Source organism: Solwaraspora sp. WMMD937, from assembly GCF_029581175.1.
Classification (GTDB): domain Bacteria; phylum Actinomycetota; class Actinomycetes; order Mycobacteriales; family Micromonosporaceae; genus Micromonospora_E.
The window spans coordinates 1,758,174-1,773,078 of sequence record NZ_CP120738.1 but is presented as its reverse complement, the minus strand read 5'-3'; the positions used below and the strand labels follow the sequence as shown (position 1 = coordinate 1,773,078).

At 72.7% G+C, this 14,905-nt stretch carries 17 protein-coding genes; 4 read left to right on the top strand and 13 right to left on the bottom strand.

The window, feature by feature from the left end; all coding sequences use genetic code 11:
- Positions 1-205: 205 nt before the first annotated feature.
- The 9 genes from O7621_RS07550 to O7621_RS07510 all read right to left on the bottom strand — a co-directional run bounded on the left by O7621_RS07550 (position 206) and on the right by O7621_RS07510 (position 7,155).
- Positions 206-700: a hypothetical protein gene (locus O7621_RS07550; RefSeq protein ID WP_282233354.1), complete on the bottom strand. Its 495-nt coding sequence runs from the start codon at positions 698-700 to the stop codon at positions 206-208.
- Positions 701-809: 109 nt separating this feature from the next.
- Positions 810-1,580, bottom strand: coding sequence for an ABC transporter ATP-binding protein (locus O7621_RS07545; RefSeq protein ID WP_282233353.1), 771 nt, complete (start codon positions 1,578-1,580; stop codon positions 810-812).
- Complete coding sequence (locus tag O7621_RS07540) at positions 1,577-2,614, bottom strand: iron chelate uptake ABC transporter family permease subunit (RefSeq protein ID WP_282233352.1); 1,038 nt, start codon at positions 2,612-2,614, stop codon at positions 1,577-1,579. Before O7621_RS07540 ends, O7621_RS07545 begins: the two co-directional genes overlap by 4 nt.
- A complete protein-coding gene (locus O7621_RS07535; RefSeq protein WP_282233351.1) occupies positions 2,611-3,420 on the bottom strand; it encodes a class I SAM-dependent methyltransferase in 810 nt (269 codons plus the stop codon). Before O7621_RS07535 ends, O7621_RS07540 begins: the two co-directional genes overlap by 4 nt.
- Entirely contained in the window at positions 3,417-4,430 is a 1,014-nt protein-coding gene (locus O7621_RS07530; protein ID WP_282233350.1) for an ABC transporter substrate-binding protein, read from the bottom strand. The genes O7621_RS07535 and O7621_RS07530 overlap by 4 nt, the downstream gene beginning before the upstream one ends.
- 80 nt (positions 4,431-4,510) lie before the next feature.
- On the bottom strand, positions 4,511-5,374 hold the full coding sequence (locus O7621_RS07525) for a glutaminyl-peptide cyclotransferase (RefSeq protein WP_282233349.1): 864 nt from the start codon (positions 5,372-5,374) through the stop codon (positions 4,511-4,513).
- 124 nt (positions 5,375-5,498) lie between these two features.
- Positions 5,499-6,482 carry an NAD(P)-dependent alcohol dehydrogenase gene (locus O7621_RS07520; protein ID WP_282234484.1) on the bottom strand — a complete coding sequence of 328 codons (984 nt, stop codon included), beginning with the start codon at positions 6,480-6,482 and terminating at the stop codon, positions 5,499-5,501.
- 32 nt (positions 6,483-6,514) lie between these two features.
- Positions 6,515-6,802: a hypothetical protein gene (locus tag O7621_RS07515; RefSeq protein ID WP_278173392.1), complete on the bottom strand. Its 288-nt coding sequence runs from the start codon at positions 6,800-6,802 to the stop codon at positions 6,515-6,517.
- Entirely contained in the window at positions 6,802-7,155 is a 354-nt protein-coding gene (locus O7621_RS07510; RefSeq protein ID WP_281552041.1) for a winged helix-turn-helix domain-containing protein, read from the bottom strand. The genes O7621_RS07515 and O7621_RS07510 overlap by 1 nt, the downstream gene beginning before the upstream one ends.
- Positions 7,156-7,290: 135 nt before the next feature.
- Between O7621_RS07510 and O7621_RS07505 the strand changes: the two genes are divergently transcribed.
- Positions 7,291-7,785 (top strand): NUDIX domain-containing protein, encoded by a 495-nt coding sequence (locus tag O7621_RS07505; RefSeq protein WP_282233348.1) that lies wholly within the window; start codon positions 7,291-7,293, stop codon positions 7,783-7,785.
- Between the two features lie 17 nt (positions 7,786-7,802).
- Here the strand turns inward: O7621_RS07505 and O7621_RS07500 are convergent, their stop codons facing one another.
- Both O7621_RS07500 and O7621_RS07495 read right to left on the bottom strand, forming a co-directional pair.
- Positions 7,803-9,386: an MDR family MFS transporter gene (locus O7621_RS07500; RefSeq protein WP_282233347.1), complete on the bottom strand. Its 1,584-nt coding sequence runs from the start codon at positions 9,384-9,386 to the stop codon at positions 7,803-7,805.
- Complete coding sequence (locus O7621_RS07495; RefSeq protein ID WP_282233346.1) at positions 9,383-9,904, bottom strand: MarR family winged helix-turn-helix transcriptional regulator; 522 nt, start codon at positions 9,902-9,904, stop codon at positions 9,383-9,385. Before O7621_RS07495 ends, O7621_RS07500 begins: the two co-directional genes overlap by 4 nt.
- A gap of 129 nt (positions 9,905-10,033) precedes the next feature.
- Between O7621_RS07495 and rfaE2 the strand changes: the two genes are divergently transcribed.
- From rfaE2 to O7621_RS07480, 3 genes are read left to right on the top strand one after another with little or no spacing between them, the layout of a single operon-like run.
- Entirely contained in the window at positions 10,034-11,755 is a 1,722-nt protein-coding gene (gene rfaE2, locus O7621_RS07490) for a D-glycero-beta-D-manno-heptose 1-phosphate adenylyltransferase (protein WP_282233345.1), read from the top strand.
- Complete coding sequence (locus O7621_RS07485; RefSeq protein ID WP_282233344.1) at positions 11,752-12,681, top strand: glycosyltransferase family A protein; 930 nt, start codon at positions 11,752-11,754, stop codon at positions 12,679-12,681. Before rfaE2 ends, O7621_RS07485 begins: the two co-directional genes overlap by 4 nt.
- Entirely contained in the window at positions 12,678-13,082 is a 405-nt protein-coding gene (locus O7621_RS07480; RefSeq protein WP_282233343.1) for a DUF2267 domain-containing protein, read from the top strand. The genes O7621_RS07485 and O7621_RS07480 overlap by 4 nt, the downstream gene beginning before the upstream one ends.
- Here O7621_RS07480 and O7621_RS07475 read toward each other — a convergent pair.
- Both O7621_RS07475 and O7621_RS07470 read right to left on the bottom strand, forming a co-directional pair.
- Positions 13,011-14,285, bottom strand: coding sequence for a glycosyltransferase family 9 protein (locus tag O7621_RS07475; RefSeq protein WP_282233342.1), 1,275 nt, complete (start codon positions 14,283-14,285; stop codon positions 13,011-13,013). The two genes, O7621_RS07480 and O7621_RS07475, sit on opposite strands and share 72 nt — an antisense overlap.
- A complete protein-coding gene (locus tag O7621_RS07470; protein WP_282233341.1) occupies positions 14,282-14,890 on the bottom strand; it encodes an Hsp20/alpha crystallin family protein in 609 nt (202 codons plus the stop codon). The genes O7621_RS07475 and O7621_RS07470 overlap by 4 nt, the downstream gene beginning before the upstream one ends.
- Positions 14,891-14,905 lie beyond the last annotated feature (15 nt).

Below are 14,905 nucleotides of genomic sequence, written 5' to 3'. Positions count from 1 at the left end.
GTGGCCGCCACAGCCAGCAGTACCGCCGCAGCGGTCAGCGCTGCGGTCCATCGTGGCGCATCTCCGGACGCGCGCCATCGACCCACGGCCATGCGGTCCTCCCCCGTGCGAGACCCTCAAGCTGAGTGGTCTGTGACGCTACGGGGTCGATTCCTGACTGTCAATGAAAGTCGATGGGGTAGCGGCGCGACGCAGCGACCAGCAGCTAAAGTCCACGATAGACGTATGTAGTCGGATCGTCGTCGCTTGGACCGTAGTCTTCGAAGTCCATGTTGGCCAGTGTCAGGTTGCCGTGCACGCTCAGCACCGTCTCAGGGAGCAGCCGAAACGGTTGATCGCGGGTCGGCTCCACGAACCCGTCGTCGTCCTCGTCACCCTCGTCCGGAGCGTCGTCCTCGTCGTCCGGGACCTTGACGGCGAGCAGCGGCTGCTCGCCGCGCATGGTCACAGCATCGGCGACGAAGAACACCGCCGGGCTGTCGTCCGCCGCGAACGCCGCCAGGACCTCCTCGACAGTGGCGCCGTCGAAGGCCGGGTCGTCGACGACCGCCGCCGCAGGGAGGTCGGTGGAACGTACCGGGTCGTTGTTCAGCCGACGCAGAACCTGCTGCCAGGCCGCCTCATCGGAGAAGTCAGTCCGCACCACGCACGGCTCGAACTCGAGGTCATCGGTCCGGACGATCAGCGGACGGGTAGGCATCTCGGTTGGCTCCTTCGGATCGGCGGCGACACCGGGCCCCACGCCGCAGAGACGTGAGCCGGATCGGCGGCATCGTAGCGGAATCGGTCCGATCGGTCGGGCATGCGCGTCACCCCCACACCACGCTTCGCAAGTGGACGTACGGACGGCCGTCCGGGTCGTCGTCGACCTGCGCGTGGACCTCGTAGACCTCGGCGATCCGGGCCGGTGTGAGCACCTGTGCCGGGGAGCCGGCGGCCACCACCCTGCCGCCGTTCAGCAGCACGATCCGATCGCAGAACCGCGCCGCCAGATTGATGTCGTGCAGGGCTGCTATCACCGTCGGCGGGCCGGCCGCCAGCCGTTCCAGCAGGTCCAGCTGGTAGCGGACGTCCAGGTGGTTGGTCGGCTCGTCGAGCAGCAGCACCTGCGGTTGCTGCAGCAGCGCACGGGCGATGTCGACCCGCTGCCGCTCCCCGCCGGACAGCGTCGACCAGCGCCGGTCGGCGAAGCCGGCCAACCCGGCGTCGACCAGTGCCTGCTCGGCGGCGGCGACGTCAGCGGCCGAGCCGGCCGCCAGCAGCGGCCGATGCGGGATCCGGGCCAGCAGCAGCACGTCCAGCACCGACATGTCCGCGTCGGAGGCGTGATGCTGGGTGACCACGGCGAGCCGCCGGGCCAGCACCCGGCGCGGCATGGACCGGGTGTCGACCCCGTCGAGCAGCACCCGGCCGGAGTCGGGTCGCTGCAGGCCGGCGAGCACCCGCAGCAGGCTGGACTTGCCGGAGCCGTTCGGGCCGAGCAGCCCGACCAGGGTGCCGTCGGGCGCGTCGAGGGTGACGTCGGCGAGCAGCGGCTTTCCGCGTACCGCCCAGGTGATCCTCTCAGCCCGTAGTCTCATGCCGGCGCCTGCCGGCGGCGGATGAGCAGCGCGAACGCGGGCACCCCGAGCAGCGCGGTGACCACCCCGACCGGCACCTCCTGCGGCGCGAACACGGTCCGGGCGGCGGTGTCCGCCCAGATCAGGAAGGTGGCACCGATGACGGCGCAGGTGGGCAGCAGGATCCGGTGCCGGGAACCGACCAGGTACCGGGCGGCGTGTGGCACGGTCAGCCCGACGAAGCCGATCGCGCCGCTCGCCGCGACCAGCACCGCGGCCAGCAACGCGGTGGTGGCGAACAGCAGCGCCCGCACGATGACCGGGGAGAATCCCAGCGACTGGGCGACGTCGGTGCCGAACGCGAACGCGTCCAGCGCCGGGGTGGCCGCCCAGCAGATCAGCAGCGCCCCGGCGGCCACGGCTGCGGCCAGCGCCACCGTCGACCAGCCGGCCATGGTCAGCGAACCGAGCAGCCAGAAGGTGACCCCCCGGGTCTGCTGCGGTGACGCGGCGGAGACCACGATCAGGCTGGTGACGGCGGCGAACAGCTGGCCGACGGCGACCCCGGCGAGCAGAATCCGGGACGGTTCGGTCCACCGTCGACCGGCCAGGGCCAGGGTGGCGAGGAACGCGGCGACCGCACCGGCGAACGCGCCACCGGTGAGCGCACCGGCGCCGACGCCGAGCCCGAGGACCAGCACCGACACCGCGCCGGTCGAGGCACCGGCGGAGATGCCCAGCAGGTACGGGTCGGCGAGCGGGTTGCGGGTCAACGCCTGCAGCACCGCGCCGCAGACCGCCAGGCCGCCGCCGACCAGCCCGGCGAGCAGCACCCGGGGCGTACGCAGGTTCCACACGATGCTGTCGGCCAGTGCGGGCAGCGGCTCCAGCGGCAGCCCGAGGTGTACGCCGTGGGTGCGGAACACGTCGGTGACGGTCAGATCGGCGGTGCCGATGGTGGTCGCGGCCGCGACGCTCAGGGTCAGGACGGCCAGGGCGAGGACGAACACCGGTGTCCGGGTGGTCGGCGGTGTCCGCCAGGGGGTGCGGGTCATCGTCGGGCGAACACCACGTGGTCGTCGAGGTACTGCCAGACCGTGCCGACCTCGGTGAACCCGGCGGTACGCAGCGCGGCGAGGTGGAACTCCAGTGGCGCGTCGGGCGGCTTCGGACGGTCGCCGAACCGCCGTTGCCGTTCGGCGACCAGCGCGGCGAGGGCCGGTACCCGGGCCGCTTCGGTGTGCCAGTCCTGGTAGCGCAGCGCCCCGGCGGCGAAGCCGGCCTGCTGGGTGCGTTCGTCGTGCCGCTGTGCGACCGCCGCCAGCGTCGGATGCTCCGGCCCGAAGTGCAGGTGGTCGGCGTTGAGCAGGATGCCGCCGGGACGCAGCAGCCCGGCGGCGGCGGTGTAGACGGCGAGCAGTTGTGTCGGGGTGAGCCAGTGCAGGGCGGTGGAGCTGAGCACCGCGTCGACCTGGTCGACGCCGAGCCGGTCGGTCCAGTCGTCGGCGACCAGGTCGACGTCGCGTACGTCGATCCGGTCGCCGTGACCGGCGAGTGCCCCGGCGGCGATGCGCAGCAGAACCGGGTCGTAGTCGACGGCGACGCACCGGGCCCGGGGCAGCGCGGCGAGCACCCGGTCGGAGATCGCTCCGGGCCCGCAGGCCAGGTCGAGCACGGTGATCGGCCGGTCACCGAGGTGCAGGCTGAGCAGGTCGAGCAGCACCTGGAAGCGGTTTTCCCGGTAGGCGACGTACGCGGACTGCTGGGTGTCCCACAGGTCGAGCAGCCGCCGCGCCTCGGCGGGGTCGAGCGGCGGCGCGGTGGTCGGGTCGGGTGCGGGTTCGGTGGTCAGGTCGGTCACTGGTTCAGCTCCTTGAGACCGGCGGCGACCGCTTCGACGGCGGTGACGCTGCGTACGGACGGGTCCATCGACGAACCGGGGACGGTGATGAACCGGCCGGCCTTGACGGCGTCGAGTGCGGCGGTGGTCGGGTTGCTCCGCATGAAGTCGATCTTCGACTGGGCGCTGTCGCCGTCTCCGCCGCGGGTCAGGTCGGCGAGGACGATCACGTCGGGGTTGCGGGCGGCGATCTCCTCCCAGTTGCCGGCCGGCCAGGTCTGCTCGGCGTCGCCGTAGGCGTTGGTCACCCCAAGTTCGGCGCTGATGGCGGCGGGCACGCCGCCGGCTCCGGCGACGTACGGGGTGGCGGTGCCGGAGTAGTACCAGAGCAGGTCGGTGCCGGCCGGGGCGTCGGCGGTCGCGGTCGCGGTCGCGGCGGCCAGCCGGTCACGCTGGTCGACGACGACCTGCTCGCCCCGCTCGGCGACGCCGAAGATGGTGGCGATCTCGTTGATCTCGGCGAAGATGCCGTCGAAGTGGAACTCGGTCTCGCCGGTAGCCGGGTCCTCGCAGGCGAACCGGGACAGGTAGGCGGGGACGTCCAGGGCCGCGAGGTCCGCGCGCGGGCCGGCGGCGTCCGGGCCGTACGCGGAGGTGAAGGTGGAGTAGACGAAGTCGGGTGCGGCGTCGAGGACGGCCTCGCGGTTGGGGTAGAGGTCGGCGAGTACCGGCACGTCGGCGTAGTCGGCGGCCAGTTCGGGCAGCACCGGGTCGGTCTGGTAGCTGGTGCCGATCATGTGGTCGGCCAGCCCGAGGCTGAGCATGATCTCGGTGGCGTTCTGTTCCATGGTGAGGGCACGGCGCGGCGGTTCGGTCACGGTCAGCGTGGTGCCGCAGTTGGTGATCTCGACGGCACCGGCTTCCGGGGGCGCAGCGGCCTCGGCATCGACATCGGGGCTGGCGGTGGCACAGCCGGACAAGCCGACCGTCAGCACCACCGCCAGCCCAGCGGAAACGGTAACGATTTTCATGTCGGCAAGCTAGCACGGCTCCGCCGCAGGTCAAGCAGGGGGTACTGGCTCCGAGCGCACCGACGGCGCTGAGTTGTGAGTCAGGAGCCTGGGACGAACCGGACCCGGAACAGCGCCGGCCAGTACTTGCCGGTGATCAGGAACTCGTCGGTGCCGGGCACCGCCGCGATGCCGTTGAGCACGTCCGCCCCGGCCCGCTCCGCACCGGCCAGCAGCCCACCGGCGTCGACCTCGGCGACCACCTGCCCGCTCGCCGGGTCGATCCGGACGATCTCGTCGGTCCGCCAGACGTTCGCCCAGACATGGCCGTCGACGCATTCCAGCTCGTTGATGTCGCGTACCGGCGTACCGGCGCGGGTCACCGTGACCGACCCGATCTGGTCGAAGGTGGCCGGATCGCGATAGGTGAGCCGGTCGGTGCCGTCGCTCATCACCAGCCGGTCCGCCGCGTCGTCGTGGCAGATGCCCCAGCCCTCGCCGTCGTAGGTCACCTCGCGCAGCACGTCGAGGGTTTCCCGGTCGCGCTCGTACGCGACACCCTCCCGCCAGGTGATCTGCCAGATTCGCGACTCGAGCACGGTGATGCCCTCGCCGAAGACGGTGTCCGGCAGACTCACCCGACGCCGTACCGTGCCGCTGGCCGGGTCGACGACCCGCAACTCGGACTCGCCGTACTGGCCGGTGCCCTCATACAGGTCCGAACCGACCAGCTCCAGCCCCTGGGTGAACGCCACGGTGTCGTGCGGGTAGCGGGCCAGCACCTCCACCCGCAACTGTTCGACGGGCACGACCGCCGCGGACCGCCCGTCGACGAGCGGTACCGTCGCCGGCCCGGCGGACCGCGACCCGGCGTACGCCGCGGCGGCGGCCACTGTGACGGCGGCCAGCAGCACCACCACGGCCCGTCGCCGACCCAGCACGCCGCCCACCTCCGCTCCGCTCACGGCTGCACCCCCGCGCACGGCTCCGGTCCGCCGTCGGGTCGTCGACAAGTGTCGCGCACCGGCGGCCGGGTGTCCCGCACCCGGCGGACGGGCCGGGACGCCCGAGCCGGCCAGCGTGTGTCGATCACGACCCGGCCGGGGTCACCTCGACCACGATCTTCGATCGGGGATGCTCCTCGACCGAGTACCGCACCGCCTCGGCCGCGCGGTCCAACGGAAACGTCCGCTCCACCGGGAGGACCATCCGGCCGGCCTCGATCAGCTCGGTCAGCTCCCGCAGCGGCTGCTGCCCCGGCCTGGCCAGGAACCCGGTCACCCGTTGACTGACGAACGGCGCCCAGACCTTCGACCGCAGCAGCCGGCCCACCGGGCCGAACCAGCGGCTACCCGTACCGCCACACAGGACCAACGTCCCGCGCGGGGTCAACGCCCGGCAGCAGTCGGTCAGCCGGTGCCGACCTGCCACGTCGAAGATCAGATCCCACTGCCGACCCGACCGGGTGAAGTCCTCGCGGGTGTAGTCGATCACGTCGTCCGCGCCGAGTGAGCGCACCAGGTCGACGTTGCGGTCCCGGCAGACCCCGGTGACCTCGGCACCGAGCGCCTTGGCGAGCTGCACCGCGAAGGTGCCGACCCCGCCGGAGGCCCCGTTGACCAGCACCCGTTGACCGGGCTGGAGCCGGCCGTGGTCCCGCAACCCCTGCCAGGCGGTGACCCCGGCGAGCGGCACCGTCGCCGCCTGCACCGGGGTGACGTTCCCCGGGGTACGCCAGGCCCGGTCGGCGGGGACGGCGGCATACTCGGCGAAGCTGCCGCTGTCGATCTCGGCGTACACCCGGTCGCCGGGGCGGAAGTCGGAGACCGCCGCACCGACCGCGACGACCTCGCCGGCGACGTCGCGCCCGCGCACCTTCGCCCGGGGGCCGGACAGGCCGAAGGCCAACCGGGCGAGGTACGGCTCACCGGTGACGAACACCCGGTCGGCGTAGTTGATCGAGGCGGCCTGTACCCGTACCAACAGCTCCTTGTCCGTGATGGACGGACACGGCAGCTGCTGCACGGTCAGCACCTCGGCGGACCCGTAGCGGTCCTGGACGATCGCCCGCATGGTGTCGGTGACCGGGGTGGTCCGACCGGCGCTCATTCGACGGTCCGCAGAATCTGCTCGATGGCGCTGGTCCGGGTCCGCAGCTCGGCCAGGTCGGCCGCGACCCGCTGCTGCGTGTCGACCGAGTTCTCAGCGAGTTGCTCGTAGCGGCGGACAAGCTGACGCATCGCCTCCTCCTGGCTGGCGAGCAGCTTCGTCTTGCGGAACTCGTGCAGAGAGGCGACGACCACCACGATCAGGAACACGCCGAGGGTCAGTACGCCGAGGATGAACACGACATCTGGCCAGGTGTTGCCGCCCTCGGCGGCGAAGACGTACATCAGGACTTCTCCTTACGCGCGGGGCCCGCTGCCGACGGGTCCGGTCCGGTGAGGGTGGTCGCCGCCGCCGCCAGCGTCGACGGGGTCAGGTGCAGGGTGAAATCGGCAACCTCGTAGTACTTCATGGCTTTTCCGTCCTCGGACAGCTCGAGACTCCCGACGATCAGGCCGGCGGCTTCCAGCCGCTGCAGGTGCATGTGCAACAGCGGACGACTGATGCCGATCTCGCGGGAGAGGTGACTGACGTAGTCCCGACCGGCGGCGAGCCGGCCGAGGATCCGCAGCCGCAGCGGGTTGGCCAGCGCCGCCAGCTTCTCGACCAGATCGTCACCGGAGGGCGTGGCCGATGTCATCGCTCTCCTTCATGTGTCATGTTTATCTGACAGGTGAAAGCGTAACAGGTCGGGACCACCCCGCCAACGGACGCTGAGCGATCGCAGTCGTCCGGCCACGCGAACGTCGGTGCCCGGCTGGCCTAAGGTTGACCCATGGCCAGCATCTCCTGGGCGGATTCGTACCTCGGGCAGCTACGGGCGCTGGCCGGCGACCGTACCCTGATGTTCGTCGGTGCCCGCTGTGTGGTCCGCGACCCCGACGACCGGGTCCTGCTGATCCGGCGGTCGGACAACGGGCTGTGGGCGCTACCGGCCGGCGCGATGGAGCTCGGCGAGTCGATCGCCGGCTGCGCCGCCCGGGAGGTCTACGAGGAGACCGGGCTGCGGGCCGCCGGGGTCACCCCGTTCGCCATGCACACCGGGGCCGACTACACCTTCACCAACATGTTCGACGACACGTACCAGCTCTTCGTGGTCTGCTTCCGGGTCGACGGCTTCGCCGGCGAGCTGCTGACCGTCACCGACGAGACCACCGACGCCGGGTTCTTCGCGCACGCCGAGATGCCGGCCCCGTTGGCCGGCACCGTCGGCGAGACCCTCACCGATCTGGCCGCCTTCGAGCACTCCGGCCAGCTGGTGTTGAAGTAGACCCGGACGCCTGCGGGCTATCCGGCGAGGTCGGCGGAGGTGGTCTGCGACTCGACCTCGCCGCGCAGCTCCCGGTCCGGCAGCACCAACGTGATCAGCACGGCGACAACCGCGACCATGCCGGTCACCAGGAACACCGTGTGCAGCGACTCCACGAAGGCGTACTGGATGGCGTCCCGGACCGGGTCGGGCAGCGCCAGGATCACCGCCGGCTGGTCGATCGAGATCTCCGCGCCGCCGGCGGCGGCGATGTCGGCGGCCTGCTCCGGCGGCAGCTGGGCGATCGCGGCGGGCATCCGGTCGGCCAGCTCACCGGTCAGCCGGGCGTTGAGCACCGCGCCGAGGATCGCGACCCCGAACGAGCCGCCGAGCGTCCGGAAAAAGGTCACCGTGGAGGTGCCGGCACCCAGGTCGCGCAGCGGGATCGCGTTCTGCACGGCGAGCACCAGCGACTGCATGGACAGCCCGAGCCCGACGCCGACCGCCACCATCACCAGGAACGCCTGCCAGAGCGGGCTGGTCACCTCCAGCTGAGTGAAGAGCAGACCACCGGCGACCAGCGCCCCCGAGCCGGCCACCGGGAACCACTTGTACCGGCCGTACCGGGTCATCGCTCGCCCGGCGGCCACCGAGGTGACGATGATGCCGGCCATCATCGGCAGCATCAGCAGACCACTGGCCGTCGGTGAGGCGCCCTTGACGATCTGCAGGTAGAGCGGGATGAAGATGATCGAGCCGAACATGGCCAGACCGAGCACGAAGCCGGCGGCGTTGGCTAGCGCGAAGGTCGGTTCCCGGAACAGCCTCAGCGGCAGGATCGGCTCGGCGACCCGGGACTCCTGGACGAGGAAGATCGCGGCGAGGACCGCACCGACGGCGAACAGTCCGATGATCACCGGGGAGCCCCAGGCGTACTCGCCGCCACCCCAGCTCAGCGCCAGCAGGATGGCGCTGACCCCGGCCACCAGCAGGGTCGCGCCGAGCCAGTCGATCGCGTGGTCCCGCCGCCGGAACGGGATCAGCCGCATCACGTACCAGCAGATGACCATCGCGATGATCGCCAGCGGCACGTTGAGGTAGAAGATCCAGCGCCAGTTCGTCTCCGCGAAGTAGCCGCCGGCCAGCGGCCCGGCCACCGACGCCAGGCCGAAGACGGCACCGAACAGGCCCTGGTAGCGCCCGCGGTCACGGGGCGACACCACGTCCGAGATGATGGTGAACGCAAGGGTCATCAGACCGCCTGCGCCGAGCCCCTGCAGGCCCCGGGTGACGATCAGCTGGGTCATGTTCTGCGACATGCCGGCCAGCAACGAGCCCAGCAGGAACATCCCGATCGCGAACAGGAACACCGGTCGGCGGCCGATCAGGTCGGCGGTCTTGCCGTACAGCGGCGTCGACGCGGTGGACGCCAGCAGGTACGCGGTGACCACCCACGAGTAGTGGTTGATCCCGCCCAGCTCGCCGACGATGGTGGGCAGCGCCACCCCGACGATGGTCTGGTCGAGCGCGGCCAGCAGCATCCCGGTCATCAGGCTGGCCAGCAGCAGCAGGATCTGCCGGCGACTGAGCGCTGGCGCGACCCGCTCCTCGGTGGTCGTCATTGTGGTGTTTCCCCTTCCCCCCGCGGACAGCGATCCGCCGGATCCGTCCCCCCGTAGCGGGCGGTGATCGTCTCGTTGAGCCGGGTCAGCAGCCGCCCGAACTCGCTCATCTCGGCCGGGGACCAGTCGGCCAGCAGGTCCCGCATCGCGCCCACCCAGATCGCCCGGTTGCGGGTGTAGACCTGCACGCCGAGCTCGGTCGCCGCGATCACGCTGGCCCGCCGGTCGGTGGGATCCGGCGTACGGGTGGCCAGGCCGGCCGCCTCCAGCGCGGCGACCTGGCGGCTCACCGTGGACAGGTCCAGGCCGAGGCCGTCGGCGAGCACGCTGAGCCGGGCCGGCCGGTCGCCGGCGATCCGCACCAGCAGGGTGTACGCCGCCCGCTCCAGCGGCGGGTCGAACCGCAGCCGTTGGTAGAACATGTGCACCGACCGGTGGAAGACGCCGAACTGCTTGCCGAGGGCGATGAGCTCCGCGTCGGGACCGGTCGGCGGGTCGGTGTGCACCGCCGACCTCACCCCATCCGATAGTTGCTTGCTACAAGCATTCTGCCATGCCGGAGCGGAAAGCCAACCGATTTATCTGTGATCCCCGACATGTACCGACCCGCACGTTTGACCGCGCCCGTCCCGGGCACCCGCTGCCCCATGCGGCCCTCGTCCAACGACCAGCGGCACCGCACCGGGCCGGCCGGCCCTGCCGGACCGCCCGGCGGCGCCGATCCCACCTTCCTCGTCGACCTCGTCGACCAGTGGTCCGGCCGCCCCGTCCTGGTCGTCGGGGACGCGATGCTCGACGAATGGCGGTTCGCCACCTCCACCCGGCTCTGCCGGGAGGCACCCGCCCCGGTGCTCACCCTGGACCGGCGCCAGATCGCCGCCGGCGGTGCCGCGAACACCGCGGTCAACCTCGCCGCGCTCGGCGCCCGCCCGCTGCTGGTCGCCCCGATCGGCGTCGACCCGGTCGGCGACCAGGTGGCCCGCTGCCTGCACCGGGCCGGCGTGCAGGACCGGATGGTCGCCCAGCCGGGCACCCGTACCCCGGCGAAACGTCGGCTGCTCGCCGCCGACCAGATCCTGCTCCGCGAGGACGACGGCGGGCCGACCGGCCCGCTCCCGGCCGAACAGGTCGAACGGCTGCTCGCCGCGCTCGTCGCCAGCACCGAGGAGATCCGGCTCGGCCCCGCCGAGCCGGATGTCGACGGCACCGGGGCGAATCCCGACGTGGTCCGGCCCGACCTGGTCATCTGCGACTACGGGCTCGGCGCGCTGCCCGACCGGATCCGCCGATGGCTGATCCGGCACCGGGACCGGTACGGCACCGTGGCCCTCGACGCCCACGACCTCACCCGGTGGTCCGGGCTGCGACCGACCCTGATCACGCCCAGCATCGCCGAGGCCGCACCGGTCGTCGGCGAACCCACGCCGGACCGCGACCGCGTCGCCGCCGCCCGGCGGCTGCTGCCCCGGCTGCACGCCGCAACCGGGGCGGACCTGGTGGCGGTGACCCTGGACACCGACGGCTCAGTCGTCGGCGACCGCAGCGGCGCCACGCACCACTGCCGTACCGGGCCGGTCGCGGCCAGCCGGGCGGTCGGCGCCGGCGACACCTACCTGGCCGCTCTCACCCTGTCGGTGGTCGCCGGCGCCACCCTGCCGGTCGCCGCCGAGCTGGCCCAGCTCGCCGCCGCGCTGACCGTGCGCGACTGCGGCACCTGTATCTGCCACCGCGACGCGCTGACCGCCGCGCTGACCGAGGCGTTCCCGGCCTCGGCATCGGGCGGCGGCCGGCGGGTCGCCAGCTCGGCGCTGACCCCGGCCGCCGGCACCGACCCGGCCGACCTCGTCGAGCAGGTACGCGTACAGCGTGCCGCCGGAGCCCGGATCGTCTTCACCAACGGCTGCTTCGACGTGCTGCACCGCGGTCACGTCGGCTACCTGGCGGAGGCCGCCGCCCTCGGCGACCTGCTGATCGTCGCCGTCAACTCGGACCACAGCGTGCGGCGGCTGAAAGGGCCGGACCGGCCGGTCAACCCGGTCGAGGACCGGGTCGCCGTGCTCGCCGCGCTGACCAGCGTCGACCACGTGGTGGTCTTCGAGGAGGACTCCCCGGCCGGGCTGATCGAGCGGATCCGGCCGGACGTCTACGTCAAGGGCGGCGACTACCCGCCGGACATGGTGCCCGAAGCGCCGCTGGTCCGCCAGCTCGGCGGGGCGGTGCACATCCTCGGCTACGTCGCGGACCGGTCCACCACGGCGGTCATCGAACGGATCCGGTCGGCGGCCGCCCCGACCAACCCGGCCAGCGGGCAGGCCGGCCCACCCGAAGCGCACCCGGAACCCCAGGCACACCCGGAAGGAGCCCGATGAGCCGACCGCTGCCGCCCGGGGACCCGGTCGAGTTCCGCCGCAACCGGCTGCTCGACGTACTCGTCCCGACCCGCAACCGAGCCGCCGAGCTGGCCGCCACGCTCGCCGGGCTCGCCGCGCAAGATGCCCCCGACGGGTTCGGGGTGGTGGTCAGCGACCAGTCCGACGGCGGCCCGGCGTGGGCCGACCCGGCCGCCGCCACCATGGTGCGGGCGCTGCGGCACACCGGTCACCCGGTGCTGCTCACCCGGCGGCTGCCCCGGCGCGGGCTGGCCGAGCACCGGGCGTACCTGCTCAGTCTCTCCACCGCCCGGCTGGTGCTGATGCTCGACGACGACGTCTGGCTCGCCCCCGGCACGATCGACCGACTGGTCACCGCGATCGCCGAACTGCGTTGTGGCTTCGTCGGCAACGCCGTACACGGATTGTCCTACCTGGATGACGTGCGGCCGCAGGACCACGACGGGTACGTCGAATGGGACGGCCGGCCGGAGCCGGAACGGATCCGCCCCGGTACGCCGCAGTGGTCGCGCGCCCGGCTGCACTCGGCCGCCAACCTGCTGCACGTCACCGAACGGCTCCAGCTGGGCGAGGGCCAGTGGCGGGCGTACCGGGTGTCCTGGATCGGCGGGTGCGTGCTGTTCGACCGGGCCAAGCTGGTCGCCGCCGGCGGTTTCGACTTCTGGCGTCGGATGCCGGTCGACCACCAGGGCGAGGACGTCGCCGCCCAGCTGGCGGTGCTCAGCCGCTACGGCGGTGCCGGCATCGTGCCCAGCGGCGCGTTCCACCTGGAATCGCCGACCACGGTCACCGACCGGCGGGTCGAATGCTGGCAGCTGCTGCTCGACGAGGAGGACGCCGCCGGGTACGCCCCGGCGGCGGCCGACAGCGGGGTGCGGCATCAGCGGCAGGAGGTCGGACCGTGACGGTACGGCTGGCCCGCCCGACCACCACGATCTGGCAGCTGGACGTGGCGGTGCTGCGTACGCTCGTCGAACTGCTGCCCGACGGCGAGGCGGCGCTGCTGGTCGACGCGCTGCCACCGCTGCTGGCGATGGCGGCCCGTCCGGACCCGGACCACCGCCCGGACCCGGAGCACCAGCCGGAGCGGTTCGACGCCGCCGAGCTGGTCCGGCGGGTCCGCCGCCGGACCGCCCGGTACGACGCCGACGACCGGACGGTTCGCGACGGGGTGCGGTCCGCGTTGGACCGCGTCGTGGGCTACTGCCCGGCCGGGGTGCTGTACCGGGTGCAGCTACCGTTGCCCGACGACGTCCGGAAGTTGTTCCCCCCGCCGGTCCAGGTGCACGCCGCCGGTGCCGGCTGACTCCCCCCAGCCGCCGGGCGCCGCAGGGGCCAGCTCCAGCACCGCGTCGACCACCTCGGCGACCGGCACGTCGGTCACGAACGACTCCCGATGGCCGCAGTCGCGCCCGTCGCCCCGGGCCGGGAAGCCGACCGTACTGACGTCCATCCCGCACACCGGGCAGTGGATGGTGAACGCGGCCAGCGGGCGGTGCCGGCCGCGTACCGGCGGGGCGCCGTTGAGCAGGTTGCCGATCCAGTAGATGCCGACCGTCGGCGCGCCGACCGCGGCCGCCAGGTGCAACGGGCCGGTGTCGTTGGCGACCAGCACCGCGCAGCCGGCCAGCAGCCCGGCCAGCCCACCCAGGCTCAACTCGTCCACCACGGTCCGCACCGGCCGGGCAGTCGCCGCGCTGACCTCGGCGACCACGTCCCGCTCCGGCCCGGTGCCGGTCACCAGCACCTCGAAACCACGGTCGGTGAGCGCGTCGGCGACCGCCGCGAACCGGTCCGCGGGCCACCGCCGGCGCGGGTCGCTGGCGCCCGGGTGCAGCACCACCCGGGGTTGCCGGGCCGGGCCGAGCACCCGGTCCGCCTCGGCCCGGTCGGCACCGGTCACCGGCACCGTGGGCTGCAGCGTCACCGGTTCGGCGCCGACCAGCCCGGCCACCTCCAGGTAGCGGAACACCTCGGGCTGGTAGTAGACGTACCGGATCCAGCGGTCCAGCGGCGGCGCGTCGGCCGCCCGCAATCCGGCGGTGACCCGCGCGCCCAGCGCCGCGACCAGCGGATTGCTGTTGCGGCCGCCGCCGTGCAACTGCACCGCAAGGTCGAACGACTCACGCCGGGCCCGGTCCAGGAACTGGGTCATCGTGACCGGCTCGTCGTCGGGCTGCGCCGCCCGGATACCGTCCGCGGCCGGCACCACCAGCACCCGGTCCACCGGGCCCGGCCGGTCGGCCACCGGCCGGGCATCAAGCCAGCGGGCATGCCAGGGCGCGCCGAGCAGCACCAGCTCCGCCTGCGGGTACGCGGCCCGCAACGCGGTCAACGCCGGTACGGCGAAAATGAAGTCACCGAGCGCGTTGGCGCGCAGCACCGCGATCCGGTGCACGTCCGGCACCAGCCGGTCACCGGCAGCGTCGACGGTCAGGCCCAGCGTGGCCGGCCGGGCCGGTTCGGCGTCCAGGTCCGGCGTGGCCGGCCGGGCCGGTTCGGCGGTCATCGGGCGGTGCTGGCCTGCTGCCGCTGCATGTCCGCCTCACCCGCGTACGGATGGTGCATCTCCCGGTCGGCGGCCGGATCGATCTCTTCGGCGACGGTCCCGGCGCCGTCCGTGGTGATCCGGACCTGTTCGGCCCGCCCGGACCGGGCAGCGGCCGAACCGGCGGTCGGCTGCTGGTGCTGCGGCCGGCCCACGGTGATCGACCGGCGGCCACCCGGCTCGGCCCGGGGCATCGTGACGGTGAGCAGCCCGTGGTCCATCACCGCGTCCATCCGGTGCACGTCCACCCCGCTGGGCAGGCGCAGCCGGTACTCGAAGCCGCGCTCGGTCGAACCGGTGTCCGCCAGCCCGTTGTCGACGTTGACCTCCTGCTCGGACCGGCCCCGCAGGCACAGGTCCGCGCCGTCGATCTCCACCGCCACCTCTTCCGGCGCGACGCCGGGCAGCCGGGCGACCACCCGCCAGCCGTCGTCGGTGTCCAGCAGCTCGACCTCGGGTACGTCGGCGTCGCCGCCGAAGACCCGGCCCAGCTCCGACCAGAGCGACTGCAGACTGCCGATCGGATCCCAGCCGCGTTCCTGCATCTGGTCGCGGGGTTGGCTCATCGGACACCTCCCGTA